Genomic DNA, 24,364 nt, shown 5'->3' with positions numbered 1-24,364 from the left:
GCCCGCCCGCCTCCCGCCGGAGCCCGCCCGAAGGGGCACGCGCGCGTCTGCCGCGAACGCCCCGCCCATCGGCGCGACCCTCGACACGCGTGTGCGGGCCCCGGCGAGCAGCCTCGGCCGTCCCCTGCCTCAGCCGTCGCCGGAACCCAGGGCCTGGTGTCCAGGCCCTCCCCGCGCCTCCGTGCCTGGACCTCTCCGCTGTGGCACAGGCCGGGTGGACGGGAGTCTCAGTGACCGGCCGTCATTCCTTCTCCTCGGCCGTCGCCGTACCCGGCGCGCTCTGCTGCAGACCGCTGCGGGTGCGCAGGGCCACCTCCTTGACGAAGACGACCAGCAGGAAGGACAGCAGGGCGAAGGGTGCCGCGTAGAGGAAGACGTCGCCGATGCCGTGCCCGTACGCGCTCTCGACGACGCCGCGGACCGGCGCCGGCAGGGTCGCGACGTCGGGGATGCCGCCGCTGTCGCCGGCCGAGGCCTTGACGTGCAGTGCGCTCAGGCCGTCGGAGACGAAGTGGGTGACGCGGTTGCCGAGGACCGCGCCGAGCGCGGTGACGCCCACCGCGCCGCCGAGCGACCGGAAGAAGGTCACCAGGGAGCTGGCGGCGCCGAGGTCGGCGGCTGAGACCTGGTTCTGCACGGCGAGGACCAGGTTCTGCATCATCATGCCGACGCCGAGGCCGAGCAGCGCCATGTAGACGGCGACCTGCCAATACGGGGTGTCGTAGCGGAGCAGGCCGAGTGTCGCGGAGCCGGCGGTGAGCAGCAGGCCGCCGGCGACCAGGAAGGCCTTCCAGCGCCCGGTGCGGGTGATGATCTGACCGGTGACGGTCGAGGCGGCGAACAGCCCGGCGATCATCGGGATGGTCATGATGCCGGACATCGTGGGCGTGCGGCCGCGGGCCAGCTGGAAGTACTGGCTGAGGAAGACCGTGCCGGCGAACATCGCGACGCCGACGAAGAGGCTGGCCAGCGAGGTGAGGGTGATCGTCTTGTTGCGGAACAGCCGCAGCGGCACGATCGGCTGCGGGGCCCGCGACTCGACGAAGAGGAAGACGGCGCCGAGCAGGACCGCGCCGGCCACCATGACGTACGACTGCCAGGACAGCCACGCGTAGTTCTGGCCGGCCAGCGAGACCCAGATCATCACCAGGGAGACGGCCGCGGTGATGAAGAAGGCGCCGGCCCAGTCGATGGTGACCTTCCGCTTGACCACCGGCAGGTGCAGCGTCTTCTGCAGCACGATCAGCGCGATGACGGCGAAGGGCACGCCGACGTAGAAGCACCAGCGCCAGCCGAGCGCGGAGTCGACGATGACGCCGCCGACCAGCGGGCCGCCGACGGTGGCGACGGCGAAGGTGGCGCCGAGGTAGCCGCTGTAGCGGCCGCGCTCGCGGGGCGAGATCATCGCGGCCATGATCACCTGGGTGAGCGCGGACAGGCCGCCCGCGCCGACGCCCTGGATCAGCCGGCAGCCGATGAGCATTCCGGGGCTGGTGGAGAAGCCGGCCACGACGGAGCCGGCGACGTAGATCACCAGCGCCAGCTGGATCAGCAGCTTCTTGCTGAACAGGTCGGAGAGCTTCCCCCAGATCGGGGTGGTGGCGGTGACGGCGAGCAGCGAGGCCGTGACGACCCAGGTGTACGCGCTCTGGCCGCCGCCGATGTCGCCGAGGATCCGCGGCAGCGCGTTGGAGACGATGGTGGACGACAGGATCGCCACGAAGAGCCCGAGCAGCAGCCCGGAGAGGGCTTCCATGATCTGCCGGTGCGACATCGGCGCCCCGGCCGAGATGTCGGGCGGGGTGCTCGTGCGTGCGGTTGTCGACGGGATCGCCATCAGGCCTCCATTTGATTGCCTGAAGCAACCATAGGCTCGATGGTTGTATACGGCAAGTTCTGTGGGTCCGCTGTGGCGCACACCACGAAGCGGCCGCGCGCCCGTCACGGAGCGCCGCGGCCCGTCGCCGAGGTGTGAGAATCGCCCCGAACAGGCGCGCGTCAGGCGCGCATCAGCGCGGATGAGGGGCCTGCGGGGGGTGCGGGGGATTCCGCCGACACGCTAGGGTCAGGCGGCATGTCGAACAACCCTGAGAACAACTACGATCCGGCCGGCAACACTCAGATGTTCCGCGCCTTCGTGGACGAGCAGCCGCCCGCCGTCGAGGTGCAGCGGGCGCAGGCCCGACCCCGTACGGGGCTGATCATCGGACTGGTCGTCGCGGTGCTCGTCATTGTCGGAGTGGTCGCACTCGCCATGAAGTAGGGCGCCCGACCACTCCGTCCCGTCCTCACGCTTCCGCGGTCAGGCCCTCGCGCAGCTGGGCCAGTGTGCGGGTCAGCAGCCGGGAGACGTGCATCTGGGAGATGCCGACCTCCTCGCCGATCTGCGACTGCGTCATGTTCGCGAAGAACCGCAGCATGATGATCTGCCGCTCGCGCGGCGGCAGCTGGGCCAGCAGCGGCTTGAGCGACTCGCGGTACTCGACGCCTTCGAGCGCGGCGTCCTCATAGCCGAGGCGGTCGGCCAGCGTGCCCTCGCCACCGTCGTCCTCGGGCGGCGGGGAGTCCAGCGAGCTGGCCGTGTAGGCGTTGCCGACCGCCAGGCCGTCGACCACGTCCTCCTCGGACACGCCGAGGCACAGGGCGAGTTCCGCCACGGTCGGCGAGCGGTCGAGCCGCTGGGACAGGTCGTCGCTGGCCTTGGTGAGGGCCAGCCGCAGCTCCTGGAGCCGCCGCGGCACCCGCACCGACCAGGACGTGTCGCGGAAGAACCGCTTCACCTCGCCGACGATGGTCGGCATCGCGAAGGTGGGGAATTCCACCCCGCGCTCGCAGTCGAAGCGGTCGATCGCCTTGATCAGGCCGATCGTGCCGACCTGGACGATGTCCTCCATCGGCTCGTTGCGGCTGCGGAAGCGGGCCGCCGCGTAACGCACGAGCGGGAGGTTCAGCTCGATCAGCGTGTCGCGTACGTAGGTGCGTTCCGGGCTGTCCACCGGCACTTCCGCAAGGCGCAGGAAGAGCGAGCGGGACAGCGTACGGGTGTCGATGGCCTCGCCGTGAAGAGCATCGTGCGGTGCGTCGGTGGTACGGAGCACCTTGGGACTGCCCACCTGTACGGACATGCCACCCCCTTGAGGTCGCGGACGGGTGTCGCTAGCGACGTTGTTCCTCCACTGGAATACCGGAGGTGCGCTCGCGACAAACGCGGTATCCGCAGAATGTCACATGTCGGCAACACGCTGTAGCGCCAAGTCGACATATCTGCGCAGGTGACTTACTCCCTTTCGGTTACGCTTCGAGCTGGTTTGCGGACCTCAGCCGGGCGAAGCTCCGGGACAGCAGGCGGGACACGTGCATCTGGGAAACCCCCAGCTCAGCACTGATCTGCGACTGCGTCAGGTTGCCGAAGTAGCGCAGCAACAGGATCCGGCGTTCCCGCTCGGGAAGCTGCACCAGAAGATGCCGGACCAGGTCGCGGTGCTCGACGCCGGACAGGGCCGGGTCCTCGTAGCCGAGCCGGTCGAGCAGCCCCGGGGCGCCGTCGCCCTCCTGGGCGGCCTCCAGCGAGGTCGCGTGGTAGGCGCGGCCCGCCTCCAGGCAGGCCAGCACCTCGTCCTCCGACAGCTTCAGCCGCTCGGCGATCTCCGCGGTGGTGGGCGATCTGCCGTGCAGCACGGTCAGGTCCTCGATCGCGCCGCTGACCTGTACCCACAGCTCGTGCAGCCGGCGCGGTACGTGCACGGTCCGCACGTTGTCACGGAAGTAACGTTTGATCTCGCCGACCACGGTCGGCATCGCGAAGGTCGGGAACTGCACCCCGCGCTCCGGGTCGAAGCGGTCGATCGCGTTGATCAGCCCGATCGTGCCGACCTGGACCACGTCCTCCATGGGTTCGTTGCGGCTGCGGAAGCGGGCGGCGGCGTAGCGCACCAGCGGCAGGTTGACCTCGATCAGCGCCGCGCGGACCCGGGTGTGCTCGGGTGTGCCGGGATCCAGTGTGCGAATCTGTTCGAACAGCACCTGGGTGAGTGCCCGCGCGTCCGCCGCGTTGGTGCTCGGGGTGCGCGTCCTGCCGCGGGGATACGTCGTTGACGCCGTACGGGCCGGCACCGGCACATCACACCCCACACTGGTCGACTCATCCGGCAAAAGCGGTCATAGCATCACAATTGATGTGTGGGGTGCGCAAGCACCGCATATTGCCGTGTTGTACAACCGCAGTGCGCCCCGGCACGAAGAAGCCCCCCGCCGCAACCGGCAGGGGGCGTACAGCGAACGTCCGTACGGCTCAGATCTCGTAGTCGGCGATCACCCAGGTGGCGAATTCCGCCCACGGCGCGACCGCGGCCTGGTGCGCCGGGTGTGCGAGGTAGCGCTCCAGCGCGTCGCCGTCGGCGACCGAGGAGTTGATCGCGAAGTCGTACGCGACGGGCCGGTCGCTCACGTTCCAGCCGGTCTCCCAGGAGGCCACCTCCGGCACCAGCGCCCCCAACTCGGCGAACCCCCGCGCGCCCGCCACGACGCGTGGCTCGTCCCGCGAGACGCCCTCGTTGAGCTTGAACAGCACCAGATGCCGGATCATCGAACCCCTCGCTCGCTACGTGCTGGCAGTCCTGCTAGTTGACCAGATCGTGCATGAACTGCCCGATGCTCTTGGCCGCGTTCGATATCCCGACGAAGCCTACTTGCACAAGATCGGCAGCCCTGGCCGGCTGGCTGATGATCGTGTAAAGCACGAAGATCACCAGCAAGTACGTGGCGACCTTCCTCGCCTGCGCCATGCTCCTTGCCCTCCCCAGCAGCAGCCACGCACCAATGGTCACAAGTGTGCAATCAGCGAAGTCTATCCATCAGTTGGCGCCATCGGGCGCCCGCCCAGCCCTCTGATCCTATGAACGTGACACCCGCCATCCACCCGTTCCCCGCAGAAAACGACGATGGGCGCCCACTCGACTGAGTGGGCGCCCATCGTCGTCACGATCAGAGCGGTAGCGGTGGGATTTGAACCCACGGAGGAGTTGCCCCCTCACACGCTTTCGAGGCGTGCTCCTTAGGCCGCTCGGACACGCTACCGAGACAGATCCTAGCCCACGCGACGGCGTGCGCCGAAATCCTCAGGGGCCGGCTGTCCGGAAGAAGTGGGTGAGGAGGGCGGACGCGGGGGCGGGGAGGACGCCGGAGATGACCTCGGGGCGGTGGTTGAGGCGGCGGTCGCGGACCAGGTCCCACAGGGAGCCGGCGGCGCCGGCCTTGGCGTCGGTGGCGGCGTAGACGACCCGGTCCAGGCGCGACTGGACGATGGCGCCGGCGCACATCGTGCAGGGTTCGAGGGTGACCACCAGGGTGCAGCCGGTCAGCCGCCACTGGCCGGTGGCCGCCGCGGCGCGGCGGATGGCCAGGATCTCGGCGTGCCCGGTCGGGTCGCCGGTGGCCTCGCGCTCGTTGCGCGCGCGGGCCAGCACGGTCGTACCGTCCGCGGACAGCACGACCGCGCCCACCGGGACGTCGCCGGTGAGCGGGGCCTGTTCCGCCTCCGCCAGGGCCAGCCGCATGGCGGCGGCCCACGGGTCGCGTACCGGGTCGGCCGGGCGGGCCGGACCTGCGGCATCCCCTGGCGGAGGCTCCGGTGGCGGTGGGTGTGCTGTCAGCGGACCGCCTCCAGTACGTCGGCACAGCCGAGCGCCTCGGCGATCTCGCCCAGTGCCTCACCGGTGAGCGCGCCGTCGCCGCTGAGCGCCAGCAGCTCCTTCGTGCTCATCCCGAGGTCGACCAGCAGATCGGTCTCCCCCAGCGGGCCGGTCGGCACATGGTCGTCGGAGGAGCCCGCCACGGCTTCCTCGTCGTCGTCGGTTTCGCCGTCCTCGGTGCCGTCGAGGTCGACCAGGTCGTCGAGGTCCTCCGGGTCGCGGCCCAGCACCTCGTCCGTGAGCAGGATCTCTCCGTACGAGCTGCGGGCGGCGGCTGCCGCGTCGGACACGTAGATTCTGGGATCCTCTTCACCGTCCACCCGGATGACGCCGAACCAGGCGTCCTCCTGCTCGATGAAGACCAGAACCGTTTCCTCCTCGTCGCCGGCCGCGCGGGCCAGATCGCTCAGATCGGCGAGGGTTTCCACATTGTCGAGATCGGGTTCGCTCGCGTGCCAACCGTCCTCGGTGCGCGCGAGCAGTGCGGCGAAGTACACCGTGACTCTCCCACTGGTCTCAGGCCGTCCGGACCGGGTGGGGCCGCTTTCGACTTCTGTCGGCCCCGCCCATCGGCATCGTGGCAGAAACCGGGGCGTTGCGAAGGGTCTTCGGCACTGCGACGTGCCAGGTCTTCGTCACTTCTGCGAGATTCGGCGATCTTGTACGGCCATTGTGGGGGTGCGGAGGTCACCCCGAGGCTGACAAGCGGTCACGCTGCGCACACGGGTGCGCAGCAAAGATCACGGACTTTCACCAACGGAAGGTCCGCATCCGCATCTGCTGCCGCATCCGCGCGGCGCGCGCCTTGCGGGGCTGGACCCGCTCGCGCAGCTCCTTCGCCTCGTCGAGCTCCCGAAGGAACGAGGCGCGCTTGCGGCGGCGCTCCAGATCGCGGTCGTCGTCGTGGTCCGCCATGGGCGCCCACCATCCCTGGACTCGGTTCACCCGGGTGACGCACCGGGCGTACAGACCCAGTTTCCCTCTCACGGGCGGTTTACCCCACCGGCCGCGCAGGAGCCGCGAGTGAAGCGGGGCTGGCAGGGACCCACGGGGTGGCAGATACAGTCATCCGTATGCGTCTCCACGTTGTCGACCACCCGCTGGTCGCGCACAAGCTCACCACCCTGCGCGACGAGCGCACCGACTCCCCGACCTTCCGGCGCCTGGCCGACGAGCTGGTCACCCTGCTCGCCTACGAGGCGACCCGTGACGTCAGGACCGAGCAGGTCGACATCCGCACCCCCGTCGCGCCCACCACCGGGGTGCGGCTGTCCCACCCGCGGCCCCTGGTGGTGCCGATCCTGCGCGCCGGCCTCGGCATGCTCGACGGAATGGTCCGGCTGCTCCCCACGGCCGAGGTCGGCTTCCTCGGCATGGTCCGCGACGAGAAGACCCTGGAGGCGACGACATACGCCACCCGGATGCCCGATGACCTGTCCGGCCGGCAGGTCTACGTGGTGGACCCGATGCTGGCCACCGGCGGCACCCTGGTCGCCGCGATCAACCTGCTGATCGACCTGGGCGCCGACGACGTCACGGCCCTGTGCCTGCTCGCCGCCCCCGAGGGTGTCGAGGTGATGGAGCGCGAGCTGGCGGGCAAGCCGGTCACCGTGGTCACCGCGGCGGTCGACGACCACCTCAACGACCGCGGCTTCATCGTCCCGGGCCTCGGCGACGCGGGCGACCGCCTCTACGGCACGGTCGGCTAGCCGCCGGCCCCCTGCGAGCGTGCCGGCGCCCCGGAGGGCGCCCCTCGTCAGTGGCGGACCGCCGCCACTGACGGGGTCGGCGTGCAGGCGGGCTCGGGCGCGGGCGGGTTGGCCGCCACGATGCGGGCCTTGTTCGCGTCCGCAGGTGTGGCCAGCGCGGTGAAGCGCGCCCCGATCATCAGATCGACACTCTTGTCCTTACGTGTCGGATCGATCTTCACCGTCGATCCCGCCACCTGGGTGCCGGCCTCCCGGGCAGCGGCCTCCGCGGCGGGGCCCGCCACGATCAGGGCCGACTGGGTGACCTTCTTGTCGTAAGGCGCCGGCGCATTGCCGAACTTGCCCACCTTGAAGCCGCGTTTGGCCAGCTCATCAGCGGTGGACTTGGCGAGACCGCCCCTCGGTGTGGCGTTGTAGACGTTCATCGTCACGCCGGCGGGCTGCGGCAGCGCCATCGGCTTCAGCGCGGGCGACGGCGTCGCGACGCAGGGCCGGCTCTGCGGGGCCGCGTTCGCCTTGGTGTCGTCGCCGGCGCCCTTGAAGACGTGAAAGAGCTGCAGCGCGCCCCAGCCGAACAGGCCCAGCACGACGACCGAGGCGACGAGCGCGGCCGCCACACGGCCGCGCTTTCTGGGTCGTCGCATCCGCGGATATGTATCCCCGGTGACTCGGTACTTCCCGCCCATCCCAGAGGGCGTCAGCATGCTCATGAGCGCAGCGTAAGCGGATTGTCAGTCCATCTCCAGGACCCGGGCGTGGAGCACTTGACGCTGCTGCAGTGCGGCGCGTACCGCCCGGTGCAGGCCGTCTTCCAGATAGAGATCACCCTGCCATTTGACGACATGTGCGAAGAGGTCGCCATAGAAGGTGGAGTCCTCGGCGAGCAGCGTCTCCAGGTCGAGCTGTCCCTTGGTGGTCACCAACTGGTCCAGCCGCACGGGTCGGGGGGCGACGTCCGCCCACTCACGCGTACTCACCCGGCCGTGGTCCGGGTACGGCCGAGTGCTTCCGATGCGCTTGAAGATCACACGGAAAGCCTACCGGTCCGGCTCGCGCGGGCGCAGCAGTGGCGGCGCGGTGCCGTGGCGGCAAACGGTGCATATCCGGACGGGACGGGAACATGTCATGCCGGAAGGTCGACATGGCGGGCGTTCCCCGCCCGCGGGATCAGGCGGTGGCCGCGTAGAGGAGGGCGCGGGTCGCGGGGTGAGTGGGGGTGGAGGGGGGCCAGGTGAGGCGGAGGTGGAGGGTGGGAAGCGGGAGGGGCAGGGAAACCAGGGTGCCGGCGGCGAGGTCGGGAGTCACCGCGAAGGCGGGGAGCAGGGCCATGCCCACGCCCTGCCTGGCCCAGGCCCGCATGACGGCGACGCTGCCCGCCTGAACGCGTTCGACCGCCGGCCCGAAGAGCCGGCCCGCGGCGAGCGCGAAGGAGCAGGACGACGCCGTGTTGACCAGCAGCCGCTGCCCGTCGAAGTCGGCGGGGACCAGGCCGCGGGCGCCGGCGTGCGGATGGGTGGGGGAGCCGACCAGCACCAGTGGGACCGGGTCGAGGTCGAGGAAGTCCAGCGGGCCGGCAGGGGGCACCGGGAAGCCCAGGTCACCCAGGGCGTCCCCGGTGTCGAGCACCAGGGCCGCGTCCAGCTCGCCGGCGACCACCGCGGCGAGCAGCACGTCGCGGGACGGCTCCGAGCGCACCTCGACCCGCAGCCCGGGGCGCCGGGCGGCGAGCCTGGCCAGGATCGCCGGGACCAGCTCGGCGGCGATCGACTCCAGGGCGCCGAGCCGTACGCGCGTCACCTCCCGGGCCGCGGCGTCCGCGGCCACCACCTCGCGGCGGGCCTGCTCGGCCTGGTCGAGCAGGCGGCCGGCCCAGGCCAGCAGCCGCTCACCCGCGGCGGTGGTGCGCATGCCGCGCGGGTCGCGGACGAAGAGCTGGACGCCCAGGGACCGCTCCAGTGTGCGGACGGCCTGTGACACCGAGGAGGGCGCCAGGCCGAGCGCGACGGCGGCGTCCGTGACGCTGCCCTCGCGCACGACGGCCTCGAAGGTCCGCAACTGGCGCAGTTCCATCGCTCACTTCCCTCTCCCGTGCGTTCGGGCGGGCCGAACGCCGTGTGCGGCCGCGCCGGTGGAGGCGGTGTGCGGCCCGGCCGCACGCTGGCAGCCCTTGCGGACCGCACGACTGGAATGGTGATGCCCGGCATGTCCCCCGACCGGAAACCGTACGCGCTGATCGGTATCGCGCTCGGCTACTTCATGGTGCTCCTCGACATGACCGTGCTGTCGGTCGCGGAGCCCGACCTGTCGCGTTCGCTGGGCGGCTCGGTGGCCGGCCTGCAATGGGCGGTGACCGGCTACACGGTCGCCTTCGGCGCGCTCCTGCTGTCCGCCGGCGCGGCCGCCGACCGCTTCGGCGCCCACCGGCTCTTCCGCGGCGGCGTGGCCGTCTTCGGCGCCGGGTCGCTGCTGTGCGCGGCGGCGCCCGGGTTGTGGACGCTGGTCGTGCTGCGCGGGGTGCTCGGCGCCGCGGCGGCGGCCTGCGTGCCCAGCTCGATGGCACTGATCACCCGGCTCTACCCGGAGCCCGCCCGGCGGGCCCGCGCGGTCTCGGTATGGGCCGCGGTCAGCGGGGCGGCACTCGCCGCCGGGCCGATCGCGGGCGGGCTGCTCGTCGGGCTCGCCGGCTGGCGGGCCGTCTTCCTCGTCAACGTGCCGATCGCCGCGCTCACCCTCGCCCTGGTGTCGGGAAGCGCCGTCCACTGCCCCGCCGCGCCCGACCGGCGCGTCGACCGTACGGGGCAGGCACTCGCCTGCGCCGCCCTCGCCCTGGGCACGGACGCGCTGATCGCGCTGGGCGGCCGGCACTGGGCGCACACCGCGTGCTCGTTCGGCGCGGCAATTGCCACGGGCGGCCTCTTCGCGGCACGCGAGCGGCGCAGCACCTCGCCCGTGCTGGCAGGGGCGGTGCTGCGGGCTCCCGGCATGGCGGCGATGCTGCTGGCCGGGGCGGCGGTCGGCTTCGCGCTCACCGGGGCGCTGTTCGTGCTCCCGCTGCTGCTCCAGCAACGCCTCGGCTACAGCGCCGTCGGCACCGGCCTGGCCTTCCTGCCCATGACGCTGCCGACCGCCTTCAACCCGCTGCTCACCGGCCGACTCGTCGCCCGCACCGGCCCGCGCGGCCCGGTCCTGGCCGGACTGTGCCTGCTCACCGCGGGCGCCGCGGCCATGGGCGCCACCGTATGGGCCGGGGCGCCCTACGCCTTCCTCGCGGCCGGGCTCGCCGCCGCCGGCTTCGGCGTCTCCTTCGCGCTCCCCGCGCTGACCACCGCGGTCATCACCTTGGCACCCGAGGGCACGGCCGGGTCGGCGGGCGGCCTCTTCAACGCCGTGCGCCAGCTCGGTGCCACGATGGGTGTCGCGGTCCTCGGCGCCTTCGCCACGGTCGCCCCGCACCGCGGCGGGGGCCGCGCCGACCACGGTGTGGGCGGCGCGCTCCTGCTCGCCGCCGCGGTGTGCGCCGTCTGCGCGACCGTCGCCTCCGCCGGCCGCCGCCGCTCCCCACAACCCGCGGCGCCCCGGCCCCTCACGCCCGCCCGCGAACGCCAACCCTGAACGGCGGCGCCGACCCGGTGGGTGGTGTCGCAGATCGTGCGGGTCGCGCGCACTGTGGAAGGTAGGTGCGGGACGGCAGGAACGGGCAGGAGGGACGGGGATGCGCGACGACCCTCCGGCGGACTTCGGGGCGTGGGCGTGGCGGGCGCTGCTGGACGGCACGACGGCCGGGGTGGCGGTGCTGGACACCGAGCTGCGCTTTGCCTACGTCAATCCGGCGCTGGCGGCCATGAACGGGCTGGACGCGGAGGCGCACATCGGGCGGACGATCGGCGAGATCGCCCCCCGGGTGGACGCCCGCGTCGAGACCATGCGCAAGGTCCTGGAGGACGGCCGCACCCGCGAGGTCGTGTCGAGCGGGCAGACCCGCGCGCACTCGAAGCACCCGCTGCGGGTGTGGCGCGGCAGTTACCACCGGCTGGAGGACGCGCAGGGCCGGGTGCGGGGGCTCGGCGCGGTGGTCTTCGAGGTGAGCGCGGAACGCGAGGTGCAGGCGGAGCTGGAGCGGACCAGGGAGCGGCTGCAGCTGCTGGACGCGGCGGCGGTGCGTATCGGCCGGACGCTGGAGGTGGACCGCACCTGCCAGGAGCTGTGCGACCTGCTGGTCGAGGTGATCGCGGACGTGGCGACCGTGGAGGTGCTGGCGATGAACGGCGCCGAGGGCCGCCCGCCGCCGGGCGGGATGCTGCGGCTGTGCCGGGCGGCGATGGCGGCGGTGCCTCGGCTGGGCGAGTCGGTGCGGCAGTTCGGCGTGCCGGGCGAGCACGTCGACTACCAGCCGGGCTCGGCGATCCCGCGCTGCCTGGAGACGGGCCGCCCGATGGCGTACAACGTGCCCTCGGACGCCGACCTGCGCCGGTCGGCGCCGAGTGCGGAGCGGGTGGACGCCTACCGGGCGGTGGGCATCCACTCGGGGCTGGTGGTGCCGCTGGCGGCGCGCGGGGAGCAGCTCGGCACGGTCACGATGATCAGGGCGGGCTCGTCGCCCCCCTTCGACGACGAGGACATGGCGGTGGCGCACGCGCTCGCCGACCGGGCGGCGATCAGCATGGACAACGCCCGCCGCTACAGCCGCGAGCACGGTATCGCCGTTGAATTGCAGCGGGCGCTGCTGGCGGCGCCCGGGATCCCGCACCCGCAGATCGATGTCGCCACCCGCTATCTGCCGGCCGGGGAGACGGATCTGGTCGGCGGCGACTGGTTCGACACCCTGGCGCTGCCGTCGGGGATCACGCTGCTGGCGATGGGCGACGTGATGGGCCACGGCGTCGAGGCGGCGGTGGAGATGAGCCACTACCGCTCGATGCTGCGGGTGGTCGCGGGCGAGGGCGAACCGCCGGACGGCATCCTGCGCAGGATGGACGCGCTGCTGGCCGCCGCGGGCACCGAGCGGCCGGCGACGTGCCTGCTGGGGCTGGCCGACCCGGTGCACGGCGGCTGCTGGTTCGCGAACGCCGGCCACCTGCCGCCCGCCGTGGTCTCCCCCGACGGCCGTGTGCGGCTGCTGGACGTCCCGCCGGGCCCGCCGCTGGGAGCGGAGCTGAGCGGGCGGTACGAGGCCGTGTACGTGCCCTGGCGGGCCGGCGACACGCTGCTGCTGTACACCGACGGACTGGTCGAGCGGCGCACCGAGGACATCGACACGTCGTTGGCCAGGCTGGCCGGGATGGAGCTGCCGCACGCGGCGGGTCCGCTGGACGCGCTGCTGGCCCGTATCGTGCACCGGCTCGCGCCGTCCGTCGTGGAGGACGACGTGGCGCTGCTAGCCGCTCGCGCCCGGCTGCCGCTCGCGAGCCGCTTGTAGCCTGGAGGCGGCGCCGTGTGTGGCCGGGCGCCCCGTGCGGGAGCGGGAGGAGTGCGGCATGACCGAACGCAAGCCGCCCGGTGTCTCCTTCGAGACCTGGGCCGACAAGCAGATCCGCGACGCCGAGCGCCGCGGGGATTTCAAGGCGCTGCCGGGCGCCGGCAAACCGCTGCCGTCGCTGGACGCGCCCTATGACGAGCTGTGGTGGATCCGCGGCAAGATGCAGCGCGAGGGCCTGTCCGCGCTTCCGCCGTCACTGGTGCTGCGCAAGGAGGCGGAGGACGCGATGGAGGCCGTCGCGCGGGCCGCCACCGAGGCGCAGGTGCGGCGGATCGTCGGGGAGATCAACGACAAGCTGCGGGAGGCGCTGCGGCGCCCGCCCGAGGGGCCGCCGCTGGGCCGTGGGCTCTTCGACGCCGAGCAGGTCGTCGCCGACTGGAGGGCCGCGAGGGCGGTGGCCGAGTCCGCGCGGGAGCCGGCACCGCCGCCGCGGCCCGCGGTGGGCGAGGCGCCGGCGCGGGGTGGTTGGGGCCGGCTGTTCCGCAGGCGCCGTTCGGCCTGATAAGCAAGGCGGATGCGCTTCGAAGCCGTTCCCATGCCGGAGTCCGTCGGAAACAGGCCGCGCGACGTACGCGGCTATCCCGTGCCCGCGATCACGCCGTGGGAGGAGGACCGGCCGCAGTTCGCGCTGACCGACTACGAGCGCAGCGCGAAGTGCGCCCGCGAGCGGCTGTGTTCCGTGTGCGGTGTGCTGATGCCGCGCGGCCCGGTGTGGCGGGTGGTGGGCGGTCCGGAAAGCGCGGCAATAGGCGAGGCCCTCGCGGCCGGGCGCCCGTACCGCAACATGGCGGCGACCCTCGAAGGCCCGGGGCATCGGGCGTGCATGCTCTACGCCTCGATGGTGTGCCCCTACCTGGCCAGGCCCAACGCCCGGCGCGGCACCAGCGCGAACACCCCGGACGACATGACGGCTCATGTGGTCCGGGGTGCGGTGCGCGGTTCGATGGGCGCGGTGGTCGGCTTCGCGGACTACGAGTTCGCGGTGACGCCCTCGCAGGTGCTCTTCCGCTTCGTGGACGTGGTGGAGTTCCTGCCGCACGATGTCGCCGACGCCCATCTGGACAGGCTGCGGGCGGAGTTGGCGGAGGGCCGCTGACCGGGCCGTACCGCCGGGCGGATCAGTTGCGGTAGGCGGGCAGGCCCACGTAGCCGGACACCTTGACCGGGGCCTTGGAGCCGTCGGCGGGCAGGGTCACGATGCCGCCGGGGGTGCGGGCGGCGATGGTCCTGCCGTCGGCGGAGAAGGTCGGCTCGGTGTAGTCGGTGGTGGCGTGCGGCGTGAGGTCCTTGAAGGTCGGGCCGCCCTTCGCCCTGGGCGTCTCACGGAAAAGGTGGTCGTGGCCCCCGACGGAGCGCACGAAGACGAAGCCGCCGTCATCGGTGGGCGCGGACGCGGGCTCGGAGCCCTTGGTGATGGCAGAGCCCTGCTGCCGCAGGTAGTCGTCGCGGATGTAGACCTGCCCGTCGGCGCTGTTGGCGTAGACGGAGCTGCCGTACGTGCCGCCCCCGCTGGGCCACGTGTTGCCGGCCTGCGGCAGCAGCTGGATGTCCGGGCCGGACTCGCGGTTCAGGGACAGCACGGTGGGCGTGGCATTGTGCCCGGTGGCCGGGACGCGGTAGAGCTTGGATACGCCGCTCTTCCGGCCGGCGAAGATCAGGTTGTCCATCTTCGGCAGGTTGACGGTGCTGTCCGCCTTCCGCACCTGCCAGGTGGGATGGGACCAGTTCTGGCCGCCCGGGTTCTTCGCGACGACCGTACGGCCGCTGCCGTCCGGGTTGCTGACGACCAGGTTGCCGGCGCCGTCCACGAAGGCCGCCTTCCTGCCGTCGGGGGACCATGCTAGGTCGCGTACGGCGGTGCCGAAGTCGACCCGGGTGCCGTTCATCACCACGAAGCGGGTGCCGTCGCTGATGGTCAGCCCGTTGTGGGCGGTGCCGTTGACCAGCGGCTGCGCCTTGGGCGCGGTGTCGGCGGCCGGCTTGCCCGAGGCCGCGGTGCCGCCCGTGCCGCCGGTGCCGCCCGTGCCGCCCGTGCCGCCGGTGCCGCCGGTGCCGGTGCCCGTCGCCGTGGCAGTCGCCGACGGGGCGGCGCTGGTGGTGCTGCCGCCCGCGGTGCTGGTCGCGGACGGCTTGGCGCCGTCGGCGCCGGTGGCGTCCTGGGGGCCGCAGCCGGTCAGCACCAGGCCGAGGCCGGCGGTGATGCCCGCGGTGAGGGCGATGGCGATGGCGGTACTGCGGCGCTTGGGACGAGCGGACATGGTGGTTCCCCCCACGGGATGTGTACGGCGGCTGGTGCAGCGGCGCTGTAGGCGCCCCCTGCTGTGAGACAAAGCCTGCCCGGCCAACGTCCCTCTCCTGTGCGCCGGTTGTCACGTGCGTGCAACAGCCGCAAAGCGCCGCCTTCCCACCCCTGCCCGGTGCACTCCGCCCGTGGCCGGCTCGTAGCGGTCGGCCGCCGCAATGTGCCGCGGGAAGGCGCACTGATGTGCACGCGGGAAGGCGCACTACGCTGGCCGTCCCCGCGATCCGCACCCGAACAGCAGGAGACGCCCGACCATGCAGGCGCAGCAGCGGCCAGGCCTCATGCACGACCAGTGGCCCGTGGTCGGCGCGGTGGCGGCGGGCGGCGCCGCCGGGGCGTGCGCCCGCTACGGCGCCGTCCTGCTGTGGCCGCAGACGCCCGGCACATTCCCGTGGACGACGTTCTGGGTGAACGTCTCCGGTTGCGCGGTCATCGGCGTCTTCATGGTGGTGATCACCGAGGTGCTGGTGCCGCACCGCCTGGTGCGGCCGTTCTTCGGCACCGGAGTGCTCGGCGGCTACACCACCTTCTCCACCTACGCCGTCGAGATCCGCCGCCTAACCGATGCCCACCAGGCCGCCACCGCCTTCGGCTACGCGGCCGCGACGCTCGCTGCGGCGCTCGGCGCGGTGTGGGGTGCGGCGTGGGCGACCCGCCGGGTGCTGGTCCGCAGGGCACGATGAGAGGCGACCAGAGGGGTCACGAGGGGACAGGTGACGGCCATGGCGGCCGATGAGCCGGACGACGGCGGCGACGGGACGCGGCGGCTCTCCGGCGCCGCGCTGCGGATGACGGTGCTGCTCGGCGAGAGCGCCCGGTGGCACCACAAGCCGGTCTACACCGAGATCGTGCATCGGGCGCGGCGCGCTGGCCTGGCCGGTGCCAGCGTCTTCCACGGCGTCGAGGGCTTCGGCTCGTCGTCGGTGATCCACACCGCCCGGCTGCTCTCGCTCAGCGAGGACCTGCCGGTCGCCGTGGTCGTCGTGGACACCGAGGAGCGCGTCCGCGGCTTCCTGCCCGAGCTGGACGAACTCGTCGGCTCCGGCCTGGTGGTGCTGGACGCCTGCGAGGTCGTCAGGCACACCGCCCGCACCGGCGGCGGCGCGTCGTGAACTGGCTGCTGGTCATCGCGGGCGCGGCCGTCGGGGCACCGATGAGGTACCTGGCCGACCGGGCGGTCCAGTCCCGGCACGACTCGGTCTTCCCCTGGGGCACCTTCCTCGTCAACGTCGCCGGCTGCCTGGTGCTCGGCGCCCTCACCGGCGCCGCCGTCGAGGGCGCCGCGTCCTCGCACCTGCAACTGCTCGTCGGCACCGGGCTGTGCGGCGCGCTGACGACGTACTCGACCTTCTCGTACGAGACGCTGCGGCTCGCGGAGAGCGGCGCGAAGGCGTACGCGGCCGGCAACGCCCTGCTGAGCGTGGTTGCCGGGCTCGGCGCCGCCTTCGCCGGGGTGACGCTGGGCACCAGCGTGTGGGGGTGAGCGGGCGTGCCCTGGCGGGCGGTCACTCGTTGCACGGACCATGAACGTACGCCGAATCCTCAGCAAGGCGGCGGCAGGCTCGGTCCTGCTCGTCGCCGCCACCTCCGCGTCCGCGGCGGCCCAGGCCGCCGAACTCGGCAACACCCTCAGCACGACGGCGGTGACCGCCCAGTCCGCCGGTCAGCAGGCCACCACGGCGACGCAGGGAGTGCTCGCGCAGTCCGGTGTCGGCAGGAAAGTCACCGCCGTCAAGAAGGCCGTCCAGGCCGGCTCGGACGCCGTCAGCGCCGGCAACGAGCTGGTGAACCCCTAGGTCCCCGCGTTGCGTGTCCCCGCCCGCGGCGGCCGAGTGGGGACAGGCGATCCGGCTGACCAGCCGCGTGGCGACGGCGTTCGCGGTGACCGTCAGGACCTGAGCGAGCTCACCGGCACCAGGCAGTGCGCGGCCGTGCCCAGGACGGACTCGTCCGCCGCGAAGCTCTGGAGGGCGGCCTCGGTGACCGCCCTTCCCGGTACGGCCTCGGGCCAGGGCCGGCTGGCGAGGATGACGTAGACCGTCCCGCGGTCGCGCGCGGCCGCGACCCACTGCTCGGGGACGGGGCAGGCCACATGCAGGTACGGCATCGTCAGGACCGCCTTGCCGCCCTCGACCAGTACCTTCACCGGGGACTTCGGCACCCGGGCGACATCGAGAACGGTCCCGCCGACAGGCAGCCCCGCCTCCTTCGCGACCGTCAGAGCGGCTTCCTCGGAACCCTCCCGGCCCGCCACGCCGTCGCCGAGGGTGTAGGCCATCAGGAAAGCCATGTCGCGGTCGTCGTTCTGGTTCCCGCCCGCCCACGGGATCACCACGAGGGTGCCGAGGCGGCTCATCAGTGACGTGCCGGACGCGGCATTGGTCTGGGTCATGCGCCGGACCCTAACCGTCGGAAGCGGCGGGCTGCCGCGTATGTCACTCCATCGGAGCAACCCGATATCGAATCACTGGTTCAGCTCAACCTGCGTGACTATTCGTGATCCCCTTACGTTGCACACTGCGTCAAAGCCGCAGTGTTTTGCGGCTGTTTTTTCGTACCAGGGAGATGCTTGATGTCGCGTATCGCAAAGGCTGCGGCTGTCACCGCCGCCGCGGGTGCCGTTCTGGCCGCAGGCGCCGGAATGGCCGCTGCCGACTCCGGTGCCCAGGGCGCTGCCGTCGGTTCCCCGGGTGTGCTCTCCGGCAACCTGGCCCAGGTCCCGGTGCACGTCCCGGTCAACGTCTGCGGCAACTCCGTGAACGTGATCGGCCTGCTGAACCCGGCGTTCGGCAACCAGTGCGTGAACAGCTCGGAGACGCACGTGCACGACGACGGCGGCGAGTGGTAATTCCGCGTCAGTACGGCCTCCCGTCACCTCGCGTACGGGAGGCCGTTTCGCGTGCCCTCAGTCCTCTTCGTACGTGTAGAACTGCCGGTGGTCGAAGACTGCCGACGGCTTCACACCGAAGGGCGGCATCGGTTCGTCCGCGCTGACCACCCGGCCGTGCTCGGGGTCGTTCGCGGCCAGCGGCTCGGCCGGCAGGTAGGGCGATGCCGGGTGCAGGCGCTGCCAGCGCACCCAGATCAGGTCGATGAAGGAGTGGTGCAGCCAGAAGACCGGATCGTTCGGCGAGGCGGCACCGATCATGTGGCCGCCGACCCACTGGTGCACCCGGTTGTGCAGATAGCCGCCGAGGGTCTCGCTGACCGTCCAGCCCTCGATCTTGTTGCGGAAGCCCTGCGTGCCCGGCGCTGAATTCCACGGCGCCGTGTCGTACGTCCCGATCGCCAGCGCGTCGCTCAGCTCGGCCTGGCTCGGCAGCGCGATCGGGTTGTCGGGCCGGCCCATGTTGCGGGTCAGGTACTTCTCGTCGGTGACGCCGTAGGTGATCGGCCAGTCGCCCGTCCGGTACGCGAACGGCCCGGTCGTCACCTGCCCGTCGCTGTCCCGCCCGTCGCCGCCCATGAAGTCCGCCGCCCACAGCGCGGACATCGGCTTGTCGTCGACGGTCCAGTCCCAGTACGGGATGGTGATCTCGGCGTCGATCGTCCGCAGTTCGCGCTCGAACAGCAGCAGGAACTGTCGGTGCCAGGGGAAGAACGTCGGCGCCATGTGCGCCATCCGCAGCCCGCTCTCGCCGTCGGCGGCGAAGTATTCGGCGTGCAGCCGCACGTACTTGTCGTAGCCCCCGGAGTGCTTGAGCTCGATGACCGCCTCGACGAAGCGGGTGCGCTGGCTGCTGGTCAGATTGCGCTGGTTCATACGGGTGTACACCGGTGACGGCCCCGATCAGTGGTGGTGCTCGGTTGTCATGGACAGTCCGGCCCGCCCGATGACGTCGACCGCGCCCCTGGCGGTGGCCAGCGGCGTCGTATACGGCTGGTAGTGGTTGGCCGCGCTGATCCAGCTGCCGTCGACCCGCCGCATGACCCGCAACGGCATCCCGTCGACCGTGAGGGCCACCCCGTCCTCGCCGGCGTCGGGGAAGCCCTGGATGCGGCGGCCCCGGTAGACCTCGTCGAAGAGCGCGGCCACCGCCCCCGGTGCGAGCGGCGCCTCCGGCGCGCCGTCGGCCCCTGTGTCGGCGAAGGGGTCGCCGGGCACGTCGTCGGCCGGCTGCTGATGCGACGTCAGCATCGGCCGCAGCGCCGCCGCGGTCCCCGACACTGCGGCGACGGCCGTCACGCCCGTCCTGATCACCCGTCTGCGGGTCACGGAGGAGCGCGGAGATTTCCCGCGGCTTTTCTCTGTGGCATCGGATTCGCCCATGGCCGACTCCCCTTGTCCGTTTGTGACGGTCGACTGCCGGGCCATCATGCAGCCGTAGGGGTGAGCAACTCCGGACTATCGGTGAGCGGCGACCGGAAATTCATCCGCCCGAGTGATTCCCGCATCGGCTTCCTGCCGGTATGAATCGGCGGCATTGACGATACGTCGGATGACGGTCCAGGGCCCGTATTCCCTCATGTGTACGGAGCTTGACGACGCGTATGGCCCATGTCCGGGCGCACATTGATTCCTCATACGTTATGACTGGCGGAGAGGAGGCACGCTCACCCCACCCGTGCCTGTGCGGGTGTGCGTCCCCGGCGCCCGCGCCCGACGAGCAAGGAGTGACCATGGCCAACGGACGCCACTGGATGGCGGGCACGGGCGTCGGAGTCGCCGCGGCTGCACTGCTGATGACCGGCACGGCGCCTGCCGCTCTCGGCTCCGCCTTCACCGGCACTCCTCCCCGCCCGGCGCCGCTGAACGCCCCGTATATGGGCGCCTTCACCGACTCCGGCAGCCAGGGCGTCCAGAACCTCGCCGACCTGGAGGACTGGCTCGGCGGCACACCGGTGCGGGTCGGCCACACCTACCTTCCCGGTGACAGCTGGGACGCCATCGAGGGCGAGCAGGACCTGCTGCAGCCGTGGGCAGACTGGCGGCGGGCCGACCCGAGCCGGCTCTTCGTGCTCAATGTGCCGATGCAGGAGCGCAACGAGGACCACCTCGGCGACCGCGAGGTCCGCTCGCTGATCCGGCGGGGCGCCGAGGGCGACTTCGACGAGCACTTCACCCGGCTGGCGCGGCACCTGGTGGAGCTGGGTGTGCCCGACACCGTGATCGTGCTCGGCTGGGAGATGAACGGCACCACGTACTCGCACCGCTGCGGCCCCGATCCGGAGGACTGGAAGGCCTACTGGAACCGCATCGTCACCGCGATGCGGGCAGTGTCCGGCCAGAACTTCCGCTTCGACTTCGCGCCCAGCCGCGGCACCGACGACGTCCCGTGGACCGAGTGCTACCCCGGCGACGACACCGTCGACATCATCGGCATGGACTCCTATGACCAGCCGCCCGGCGAGTCCTTCGACGAGCAGGTCACCCAGCCCTACGGGCTCCAGGCGCAGGTCGACTTCGCCTCCCGGCACGGCAAGGAGGTCTCCTACCCGGAGTGGGGGCTGTTCAGGAACGGCGACGACCCGGACTACGTCGAACACATGCTGCACTGGATGAGCGAGCACAAGGTCCTCTACCAGACCGTCACCGACTACTGCCCGCACGGGGTGTGGCAGTGCTCGGAGAACCCGAAGTCCTCCAGGGTCTTCCGTGCGATGCTCTCCGCCGCCGGCACCCGGCCCGAACCGCTGCCGTCCGCGACGCCAACGGCGACCCAGAAGCCCATTGCCACGCCTTCCGTGACGCCGAAACCCTCCGTGCGGCCCCCGGCTGTGACGCCGAAGCCGACGGCGCCGCCGAAGCCCTCCGTGACGCCGACCCCGGCTGTGACGCCGAAGCCAACGGCGCCGCCGAGGCCCACCGTGACGCCGAAGCCGACGGCGCCGCCGAGGCCCTCCGTGACGCCGAGACCGGTCCCCGCCGTACCGACGCCCGCGCCGACCGCGCCCGGCACCCCCGCGACGCCGCCAGGGGCCGCGCCCGTACCGAAGCCGTCGCGCCCTGCCGAGGGGTGCCGGCCTCTTGAGCTGAGCGACGAGATGAAGAAGCAGTACGAGAGCGGCGAGGTCTGTATCCACCTCACCAAGAAGGTGCCGAAGGCGAAGGGGGCCCCGAAGAGGACCGCGTGACGCACCGGCCCCGCGTCACACCCGGCGTGCCCGCAGGTCGTTCAGGCGGGCGCGCCAGGCCCGGAGCGCGGGCAGCCGGGACGCGGCGGCGCGGACCAGGCGGGTGCGGGCCGCGGCCAGTGCGTGGCGGGTGTGGAGAACCGGCGCGAGCGGGCGGTTGGCGAGCAGCAGCCGCTCGTTGGCCAGGTGCTCGGGCCGCCAGTGGAATTTGTGCGGCTCCGCGCCCCGCAGCAGCGACAGCACCGGCCGCCCGGCGCCTGCCGCGTGGCGTACGCCGTGCCGCATCAGCAGCGTCGTCACGTCGACCTTGGTGCGGCGCAGGTCCGGGTGGGCGCCGTAGAGGTATCCGCCGGCAAGGGCGGGCGACAGGACGGTCAGGTTCGCCGCGACCACCGTGCCGCCGACGCTGAATTCGGTCACCACCGCGTCGCCCGCCGCCACCATCGCGGCCGCCGCGCGCGTCAGGTGCTCGGCGAACCGCGGCCGCACGTGCTCCGGTGTCACCCCGCGCCCCCGCCACTGCATATGGTGCAGCCGCAGCATGGTGGCGACCGCGTCCCGCACCTCGTGCGCGGCGACGTCGCGCTCGACCACGCCCGCCGCGTCCAGCTTGCGCAGATCGGCCCTGATGCGCTGGCCGCGCGAACTGCCGACCCGCGCGACGAGCCCGTCCATCGGCAGCCCGGGCAGTTCCAGGCACACGGAGCCGGCCGCCCGCCGCTTGGGCCCGCGCCACGTCTCGTACAGCGCCAGGGCCGCACCGCCCGGCCGCACCTCGCGCAGATCGACCACCGCCCCGCGCGCGGCACGTCGCAGCCCGGCGGCGAGGGCGGCGGTCACCTGCGCGTCGGGCGCGCCGCCCGACGAGGCGTCGGCCGCGACCAGGACGTCGGCGTAGTCCGTGATCCCGCCGCCCAGCGGCAGCAGCACCGGCAGCGGCCGATAGGTGCGCAGCAGCGGCGCCGCGCCCACCAGGACGCCTTGGCGGCGCACCAGCACCACCCGGAGCCGGTCCCGGCGGGTGGCGTACGACAGCCACCAGGAGTGCAGCCAGGCGTGGCTCTGGAAAGGCGTCGCCTGCGGGCAGCGCCGGTGCAGGGCCGTCCACTCCTCCGCGAGCGCGGCGAATTCCCGCGGGTCGCGGCAGACGGTGACGGCCAGGTCGCCGGCGGGGGCGGGCGTCACACGCTCTCCCGGACCGCGCGGGCGTGCGCCGGCGCCGGTACGGCCGCCGCGCCGTCCGCGTCCTCGCGCCGCGAAGCCGGCCGTACCAGCAGCGCCAGCGCGCCCAGCAGGCCGCCGGCGCTCGCGCCTACGGCCGCGGAGAGCGTCGCCGACGGCGAGGCGGGGGAGGCGGGCGCGGAGGCGGGCGAGAAGACCAGCAGGCGTACGCCCGTACTCGCCGCGCTGCGGTTGCCGGTCGCCGTCAGCGACCGCGCCACGGCATTGGCGTAACGTGCCGCGGCCGCGCCGCTGGACGCCGTACCGGTCACCGAGATCATCGGCGCGTCCGGGGACGTCTGCGCCTGTACGTGCCCGCGCAGGCTGTCCGCGGGCGCCCCGGCGGCGGCCTGGGCCCCCGCGAGCACCGCGGAGCCGGTCACCACCCGGCCGTACGCCTGGGCGAAGCCCAGTGCCGTCGGCGAGTCGGCGTGGTCGGGTACGACCATCACATAGCTGGTCGCGGCATATTGCGGCGCCGCGGTGAGCCCGTAGCCGAGGCCGCCGAGCAGGCCGACGCCGATGCCCAGCGGGAGCGGAAGCCAGCGGGGTGCCTTCATGGGCGTGCTCATTTCTTCCTGGCGGACGCGAGGGCCGAGGCGTACAGGGCCAGGACGCGGTCCGCGGTGTGGGCGATGTGGTAGTGCTCGACGGCCGCGGGCACCGCCAGCCGCACCGGGCCGGCCCGGCGCTGCCGGCCGATCGCCGCGGCCAATTTCCCCGGGTCGCCGCCGACCCGGCTCGCGCCGGGCGCGTCGCACGGCGGCAGGTCCTCGATCGCCGGGCAGGCCGCGTACAGCACCGGCAGCCCGGCCGCCAGCGCCTCCACCACGGCCAGCCCGAAGGCCTCCTCCGGGCTCGGCGACACGAACAGGTCCGCCGCGGCGAGCACGCCGGGCACATCGGGCCCGCCGTCCTCGGAACTCATCACCGCGACGCGGTCCGCCGCCCCGAGGTCCGCGGCGAGCCGTAGCAGATTGCCGCGCTCCGGGCCCGTTCCCGCGAGCAGCAGAAAGGTGCCGGGGTTCGCGGCGGCCGCGCGGACCAGCAGGTCGAAACGCTTGGCCGGCACGAGGCGGCCGACGCCTGCCACGGCGTAGTCCGCGGGCGACAGGCCAAGCCGCTCGCGCACCGCCGCGCGTACGGCGGGGTCGTGGCGGAAACGCGCCGGTTCGATGCCGTTGGGCACCAGGCGGATCCGGTCCTCCGCGACACCCCAGTCACGCAGCCGTTGCGCGACGGTCGCGGACACCGCGGCGGTGCCCGCGCCCATCCGCTCCGTCACGCGGTACAGCGCCCGCGTGCCCGCGCTCAGCGGCCGCCCCTCGATCTGCGAGTCCCCCAGCGAGTGCTCGGTAGCCACCACCGCCGGCACCCCCGCCAGGCGGGCGGCGATCCTGCCGTACACGCAGGCGCGGTAAAGATGCGTGTGCACCAGGTCGAACCCCCCCGCCCTGATCACCCGCACCAGCCGCGGCACCGCCCCCAGATCCCGGTTCCCCCGCATCCCCAGGTGCGTGACCCCCGTCCCGTCCGCTCTGATCCCCTCCGCGACAACCCCGGGATTCGTCAACGTCACGACATGACACTCCGCCTCCTCCACCGGCAAATACCGCAACAACAACCTCAACTGCTGCTCAGCCCCCCCAACCCCGAGCCCAGTGATGACATGCACGACCTTCACCCCCTCTCACCCCCCACCCACTGCAGTTGCAAACCATCGTGTGAAGTCGCCGTCCAGCCCCGACAGGGGCGCGCCTGATGGACGGTCGTGTGTAGACGGCGGCCAGCCAACAGCAGGGGCGTGGGGAACCGCGCGCGCAACCACGTCGGACGGTCGTGTGAAGTCGTCCAGCCCCGACAGGGGCGCGCCTGATGGACGGTCGTGTGA

At 72.4% G+C, this 24,364-nt stretch carries 29 protein-coding genes, 1 tRNA gene and 1 pseudogene; 12 read left to right on the top strand and 19 right to left on the bottom strand.

Features of this window, described 5'->3' with window-relative positions; genetic code table 11:
- Window positions 1-241 precede the first annotated feature (241 nt).
- A complete protein-coding gene (locus tag BUE44_RS08065; RefSeq protein WP_079189579.1) occupies window positions 242-1,774 on the bottom strand; it encodes an MDR family MFS transporter in 1,533 nt (510 codons plus the stop codon).
- Between the two features lie 300 nt (window positions 1,775-2,074).
- Between BUE44_RS08065 and BUE44_RS08060 the strand changes: the two genes are divergently transcribed.
- Window positions 2,075-2,263: a hypothetical protein gene (locus BUE44_RS08060; RefSeq protein ID WP_073495344.1), complete on the top strand. Its 189-nt coding sequence runs from the start codon at window positions 2,075-2,077 to the stop codon at window positions 2,261-2,263.
- Between the two features lie 25 nt (window positions 2,264-2,288).
- Here the strand turns inward: BUE44_RS08060 and BUE44_RS08055 are convergent, their stop codons facing one another.
- The 8 genes from BUE44_RS08055 to BUE44_RS37795 form a co-directional block, all read right to left on the bottom strand.
- On the bottom strand, window positions 2,289-3,125 hold the full coding sequence (locus tag BUE44_RS08055; RefSeq protein ID WP_073495341.1) for an RNA polymerase sigma factor SigF: 837 nt from the start codon (window positions 3,123-3,125) through the stop codon (window positions 2,289-2,291).
- 166 nt (window positions 3,126-3,291) lie between these two features.
- Window positions 3,292-4,113, bottom strand: coding sequence for an RNA polymerase sigma factor SigF (locus BUE44_RS08050; RefSeq protein WP_407640009.1), 822 nt, complete (start codon window positions 4,111-4,113; stop codon window positions 3,292-3,294).
- A 178-nt stretch (window positions 4,114-4,291) separates the two neighbouring features.
- Window positions 4,292-4,585, bottom strand: a complete 294-nt coding sequence (locus tag BUE44_RS08045; protein WP_073495335.1) for a Dabb family protein — start codon at window positions 4,583-4,585, stop codon at window positions 4,292-4,294.
- A gap of 34 nt (window positions 4,586-4,619) precedes the next feature.
- Window positions 4,620-4,784, bottom strand: coding sequence for a hypothetical protein (locus BUE44_RS37800; RefSeq protein ID WP_200804360.1), 165 nt, complete (start codon window positions 4,782-4,784; stop codon window positions 4,620-4,622).
- Window positions 4,785-4,989: 205 nt separating this feature from the next.
- A tRNA-Ser gene (locus tag BUE44_RS08035) sits at window positions 4,990-5,076 on the bottom strand.
- A gap of 41 nt (window positions 5,077-5,117) precedes the next feature.
- Entirely contained in the window at window positions 5,118-5,555 is a 438-nt protein-coding gene (locus BUE44_RS08030; protein WP_079189562.1) for a nucleoside deaminase, read from the bottom strand.
- Between the two features lie 92 nt (window positions 5,556-5,647).
- Window positions 5,648-6,187 (bottom strand): tRNA adenosine deaminase-associated protein, encoded by a 540-nt coding sequence (locus BUE44_RS08025; RefSeq protein WP_073495326.1) that lies wholly within the window; start codon window positions 6,185-6,187, stop codon window positions 5,648-5,650.
- A gap of 253 nt (window positions 6,188-6,440) precedes the next feature.
- Entirely contained in the window at window positions 6,441-6,605 is a 165-nt protein-coding gene (locus tag BUE44_RS37795; protein WP_200804359.1) for a hypothetical protein, read from the bottom strand.
- A gap of 158 nt (window positions 6,606-6,763) precedes the next feature.
- Here BUE44_RS37795 and upp point away from each other — a divergent pair, with 158 nt between their 5' ends.
- On the top strand, window positions 6,764-7,399 hold the full coding sequence (gene upp / locus BUE44_RS08015; RefSeq protein WP_073495323.1) for a uracil phosphoribosyltransferase: 636 nt from the start codon (window positions 6,764-6,766) through the stop codon (window positions 7,397-7,399).
- A gap of 47 nt (window positions 7,400-7,446) precedes the next feature.
- Here upp and BUE44_RS08010 read toward each other — a convergent pair whose 3' ends face one another.
- The 3 genes from BUE44_RS08010 to BUE44_RS08000 form a co-directional block, all read right to left on the bottom strand.
- A complete protein-coding gene (locus tag BUE44_RS08010; RefSeq protein ID WP_073495320.1) occupies window positions 7,447-8,109 on the bottom strand; it encodes a LytR C-terminal domain-containing protein in 663 nt (220 codons plus the stop codon).
- Window positions 8,110-8,130: 21 nt separating this feature from the next.
- Window positions 8,131-8,427 carry a type II toxin-antitoxin system VapB family antitoxin gene (locus BUE44_RS08005; RefSeq protein ID WP_033173270.1) on the bottom strand — a complete coding sequence of 99 codons (297 nt, stop codon included), beginning with the start codon at window positions 8,425-8,427 and terminating at the stop codon, window positions 8,131-8,133.
- 139 nt (window positions 8,428-8,566) lie between these two features.
- Entirely contained in the window at window positions 8,567-9,469 is a 903-nt protein-coding gene (locus BUE44_RS08000; RefSeq protein WP_073495317.1) for a LysR family transcriptional regulator, read from the bottom strand.
- Window positions 9,470-9,601: 132 nt separating this feature from the next.
- Here BUE44_RS08000 and BUE44_RS07995 point away from each other — a divergent pair, with 132 nt between their 5' ends.
- The 4 genes from BUE44_RS07995 to BUE44_RS07980 all read left to right on the top strand — a co-directional run bounded on the left by BUE44_RS07995 (window position 9,602) and on the right by BUE44_RS07980 (window position 13,971).
- Window positions 9,602-11,011, top strand: coding sequence for an MFS transporter (locus BUE44_RS07995; protein ID WP_073495477.1), 1,410 nt, complete (start codon window positions 9,602-9,604; stop codon window positions 11,009-11,011).
- A gap of 100 nt (window positions 11,012-11,111) precedes the next feature.
- Window positions 11,112-12,815, top strand: a complete 1,704-nt coding sequence (locus tag BUE44_RS07990; RefSeq protein ID WP_073495314.1) for a SpoIIE family protein phosphatase — start codon at window positions 11,112-11,114, stop codon at window positions 12,813-12,815.
- Between the two features lie 58 nt (window positions 12,816-12,873).
- A complete protein-coding gene (locus BUE44_RS07985; protein ID WP_079189560.1) occupies window positions 12,874-13,377 on the top strand; it encodes a DnaJ family domain-containing protein in 504 nt (167 codons plus the stop codon).
- A gap of 33 nt (window positions 13,378-13,410) precedes the next feature.
- Window positions 13,411-13,971, top strand: coding sequence for a hypothetical protein (locus tag BUE44_RS07980; protein ID WP_079189578.1), 561 nt, complete (start codon window positions 13,411-13,413; stop codon window positions 13,969-13,971).
- A gap of 22 nt (window positions 13,972-13,993) precedes the next feature.
- Here BUE44_RS07980 and BUE44_RS07975 read toward each other — a convergent pair whose 3' ends face one another.
- A complete protein-coding gene (locus BUE44_RS07975; RefSeq protein WP_073495307.1) occupies window positions 13,994-15,133 on the bottom strand; it encodes a TolB-like translocation protein in 1,140 nt (379 codons plus the stop codon).
- A gap of 298 nt (window positions 15,134-15,431) precedes the next feature.
- Here BUE44_RS07975 and BUE44_RS07970 point away from each other — a divergent pair, with 298 nt between their 5' ends.
- Genes BUE44_RS07970 through BUE44_RS07955 form a run of 4 tightly spaced genes read left to right on the top strand, consistent with a single transcriptional unit; the run spans window position 15,432 to window position 16,973 of the window.
- Window positions 15,432-15,860, top strand: a complete 429-nt coding sequence (locus BUE44_RS07970; protein ID WP_073495304.1) for a FluC/FEX family fluoride channel — start codon at window positions 15,432-15,434, stop codon at window positions 15,858-15,860.
- A 39-nt stretch (window positions 15,861-15,899) separates the two neighbouring features.
- Window positions 15,900-16,289, top strand: coding sequence for a DUF190 domain-containing protein (locus BUE44_RS07965; protein WP_073495301.1), 390 nt, complete (start codon window positions 15,900-15,902; stop codon window positions 16,287-16,289).
- Window positions 16,286-16,660: a fluoride efflux transporter CrcB gene (gene crcB, locus BUE44_RS07960; protein ID WP_073495298.1), complete on the top strand. Its 375-nt coding sequence runs from the start codon at window positions 16,286-16,288 to the stop codon at window positions 16,658-16,660. The genes BUE44_RS07965 and crcB overlap by 4 nt, the downstream gene beginning before the upstream one ends.
- Window positions 16,661-16,700: 40 nt before the next feature.
- Entirely contained in the window at window positions 16,701-16,973 is a 273-nt protein-coding gene (locus BUE44_RS07955; RefSeq protein WP_073495294.1) for a hypothetical protein, read from the top strand.
- 92 nt (window positions 16,974-17,065) lie between these two features.
- Here the strand turns inward: BUE44_RS07955 and BUE44_RS07950 are convergent, their stop codons facing one another.
- Window positions 17,066-17,569, bottom strand: coding sequence for a DUF5949 family protein (locus BUE44_RS07950; protein WP_073495291.1), 504 nt, complete (start codon window positions 17,567-17,569; stop codon window positions 17,066-17,068).
- Window positions 17,570-17,749: 180 nt separating this feature from the next.
- Here BUE44_RS07950 and BUE44_RS07945 point away from each other — a divergent pair, with 180 nt between their 5' ends.
- Entirely contained in the window at window positions 17,750-18,025 is a 276-nt protein-coding gene (locus BUE44_RS07945) for a chaplin (RefSeq protein ID WP_073495288.1), read from the top strand.
- Between the two features lie 57 nt (window positions 18,026-18,082).
- On the opposite strand, the gene BUE44_RS07940 is transcribed toward BUE44_RS07945, so the two are convergent.
- Together BUE44_RS07940 and BUE44_RS07935 are read right to left on the bottom strand one after the other, a co-directional pair.
- Window positions 18,083-18,952, bottom strand: a complete 870-nt coding sequence (locus BUE44_RS07940) for a tyrosinase family protein (protein ID WP_073495285.1) — start codon at window positions 18,950-18,952, stop codon at window positions 18,083-18,085.
- Between the two features lie 15 nt (window positions 18,953-18,967).
- On the bottom strand, window positions 18,968-19,393 hold the full coding sequence (locus BUE44_RS07935) for a tyrosinase cofactor (protein WP_235001962.1): 426 nt from the start codon (window positions 19,391-19,393) through the stop codon (window positions 18,968-18,970).
- A gap of 425 nt (window positions 19,394-19,818) precedes the next feature.
- On the opposite strand from BUE44_RS07935, the pseudogene BUE44_RS07930 reads away from it, so the two are divergent.
- Window positions 19,819-20,964: pseudogene (locus tag BUE44_RS07930) on the top strand (glycoside hydrolase family 26 protein); the annotation flags it as partial.
- A 303-nt stretch (window positions 20,965-21,267) separates the two neighbouring features.
- Here the strand turns inward: BUE44_RS07930 and BUE44_RS07925 are convergent.
- The 3 genes from BUE44_RS07925 to BUE44_RS07915 are packed head-to-tail and all read right to left on the bottom strand — an operon-like array spanning window position 21,268 to window position 24,157.
- Window positions 21,268-22,437, bottom strand: coding sequence for a GNAT family N-acetyltransferase (locus BUE44_RS07925; protein ID WP_073495276.1), 1,170 nt, complete (start codon window positions 22,435-22,437; stop codon window positions 21,268-21,270).
- On the bottom strand, window positions 22,434-23,033 hold the full coding sequence (locus BUE44_RS07920) for a lipopolysaccharide biosynthesis protein (protein ID WP_235001961.1): 600 nt from the start codon (window positions 23,031-23,033) through the stop codon (window positions 22,434-22,436). Before BUE44_RS07920 ends, BUE44_RS07925 begins: the two co-directional genes overlap by 4 nt.
- An 8-nt stretch (window positions 23,034-23,041) precedes the next feature.
- Window positions 23,042-24,157 carry a glycosyltransferase gene (locus BUE44_RS07915; RefSeq protein ID WP_073495269.1) on the bottom strand — a complete coding sequence of 372 codons (1,116 nt, stop codon included), beginning with the start codon at window positions 24,155-24,157 and terminating at the stop codon, window positions 23,042-23,044.
- Window positions 24,158-24,364: the final 207 nt, after the last annotated feature.

Origin of the sequence: Actinacidiphila paucisporea (genome assembly GCF_900142575.1) — a bacterium.
Classification (GTDB): Bacteria; Actinomycetota; Actinomycetes; order Streptomycetales; family Streptomycetaceae; genus Actinacidiphila; species Actinacidiphila paucisporea.
This window is presented reverse-complemented; position numbering and strand designations above follow the sequence as displayed.

What these genes read in the sequence shown, in the direction of transcription:
- BUE44_RS08065 (WP_079189579.1), bottom strand. Translation starts at nt 1,774, where the DNA reads ATGTCGCACCGGCAGATCATGGAAGCCCTCTCCGGGCTGCTGCTCGGG.
- BUE44_RS08060 (WP_073495344.1), top strand. Translation starts at nt 2,075, where the DNA reads ATGTCGAACAACCCTGAGAACAACTACGATCCGGCCGGCAACACTCAG.
- BUE44_RS08055 (WP_073495341.1), bottom strand. Translation starts at nt 3,125, where the DNA reads ATGTCCGTACAGGTGGGCAGTCCCAAGGTGCTCCGTACCACCGACGCA.
- BUE44_RS08045 (WP_073495335.1), bottom strand. Translation starts at nt 4,585, where the DNA reads ATGATCCGGCATCTGGTGCTGTTCAAGCTCAACGAGGGCGTCTCGCGG.
- BUE44_RS37800 (WP_200804360.1), bottom strand. Translation starts at nt 4,784, where the DNA reads ATGGCGCAGGCGAGGAAGGTCGCCACGTACTTGCTGGTGATCTTCGTG.
- BUE44_RS08030 (WP_079189562.1), bottom strand. Translation starts at nt 5,555, where the DNA reads ATGCGGCTGGCCCTGGCGGAGGCGGAACAGGCCCCGCTCACCGGCGAC.
- BUE44_RS37795 (WP_200804359.1), bottom strand. Translation starts at nt 6,605, where the DNA reads ATGGCGGACCACGACGACGACCGCGATCTGGAGCGCCGCCGCAAGCGC.
- upp (WP_073495323.1), top strand. Translation starts at nt 6,764, where the DNA reads ATGCGTCTCCACGTTGTCGACCACCCGCTGGTCGCGCACAAGCTCACC.
- BUE44_RS08010 (WP_073495320.1), bottom strand. Translation starts at nt 8,109, where the DNA reads ATGAGCATGCTGACGCCCTCTGGGATGGGCGGGAAGTACCGAGTCACC.
- BUE44_RS08000 (WP_073495317.1), bottom strand. Translation starts at nt 9,469, where the DNA reads ATGGAACTGCGCCAGTTGCGGACCTTCGAGGCCGTCGTGCGCGAGGGC.
- BUE44_RS07995 (WP_073495477.1), top strand. Translation starts at nt 9,602, where the DNA reads ATGTCCCCCGACCGGAAACCGTACGCGCTGATCGGTATCGCGCTCGGC.
- BUE44_RS07990 (WP_073495314.1), top strand. Translation starts at nt 11,112, where the DNA reads ATGCGCGACGACCCTCCGGCGGACTTCGGGGCGTGGGCGTGGCGGGCG.
- BUE44_RS07985 (WP_079189560.1), top strand. Translation starts at nt 12,874, where the DNA reads ATGACCGAACGCAAGCCGCCCGGTGTCTCCTTCGAGACCTGGGCCGAC.
- BUE44_RS07980 (WP_079189578.1), top strand. Translation starts at nt 13,411, where the DNA reads ATGCCGGAGTCCGTCGGAAACAGGCCGCGCGACGTACGCGGCTATCCC.
- BUE44_RS07975 (WP_073495307.1), bottom strand. Translation starts at nt 15,133, where the DNA reads ATGTCCGCTCGTCCCAAGCGCCGCAGTACCGCCATCGCCATCGCCCTC.
- BUE44_RS07970 (WP_073495304.1), top strand. Translation starts at nt 15,432, where the DNA reads ATGCAGGCGCAGCAGCGGCCAGGCCTCATGCACGACCAGTGGCCCGTG.
- BUE44_RS07965 (WP_073495301.1), top strand. Translation starts at nt 15,900, where the DNA reads ATGGCGGCCGATGAGCCGGACGACGGCGGCGACGGGACGCGGCGGCTC.
- BUE44_RS07955 (WP_073495294.1), top strand. Translation starts at nt 16,701, where the DNA reads ATGAACGTACGCCGAATCCTCAGCAAGGCGGCGGCAGGCTCGGTCCTG.
- BUE44_RS07950 (WP_073495291.1), bottom strand. Translation starts at nt 17,569, where the DNA reads ATGACCCAGACCAATGCCGCGTCCGGCACGTCACTGATGAGCCGCCTC.
- BUE44_RS07945 (WP_073495288.1), top strand. Translation starts at nt 17,750, where the DNA reads ATGTCGCGTATCGCAAAGGCTGCGGCTGTCACCGCCGCCGCGGGTGCC.
- BUE44_RS07920 (WP_235001961.1), bottom strand. Translation starts at nt 23,033, where the DNA reads ATGAAGGCACCCCGCTGGCTTCCGCTCCCGCTGGGCATCGGCGTCGGC.